Consider the following 647-nt stretch of genomic DNA (forward strand, 5'->3'; position numbering starts at 1 on the left):
GGTGAAACGCAGTTGGATATGACCGATTTTGTATTGCACGGTTGCGTTGGTTTCTTTAGCTAGCTGGTCTGCAAGGCTATCAACTTCTGCTGGAAGGATATTGATTCGGCGACGAACTAGCGCATTACGAGCTTCTGACGCTGCAATTTCTTTACGGATTTGCTCGCGGAACTCTGGGTAGCTTAGGCCTTCTGCTTGCACTGATGCTGCCAGTTCTTCCACGCTTTGGTTATTGTTGCGTGCGATTTCTGCAATGGCTTGGTTTAGACGGTTATCGTCGATGCGTACACCAATACGGTCAGCTTCTTGGCCTTGCAGCGTATCGATGATCAGTTTTTCTACCACTTGCTCTTTGAGCACGCTTGCCGAAGGTAGACTTTTTCCGCTTTGACGAGCATTGGCTTGTAGGGTTTTCATCGCAGTATTGATGTCGCTTTGCAGAATGACACCGTCGTTAACGATGACAGCAACCTTATCAAGCTCTACCGGTGCTGCTACTGCTCCACAAGAGAGTAGGGTCGTGAATAAGATTGATTTCCAAATTTTCATTTAAAATTCCGTCAGTATTTTTTGAAGAAGCGTCTTATTTAGAGTAAGACGCTTAATTCGATTAATTGTTCAAATAGAATGGGCGACCGTATTCAATC

General features: G+C 45.1%; 1 protein-coding gene. It reads right to left on the bottom strand.

Going from position 1 to position 647, the window contains the following annotated elements; translation table 11 throughout:
• On the bottom strand, positions 1 to 549 hold a 549-nt coding region (locus tag R7Q09_RS26285; protein WP_318143959.1), incomplete at its 3' end, for a SurA N-terminal domain-containing protein.
• Positions 550 to 647: the final 98 nt, after the last annotated feature.

The sequence above is a fragment of the Vibrio sp. 2130-1 genome (genome assembly GCF_033339515.1).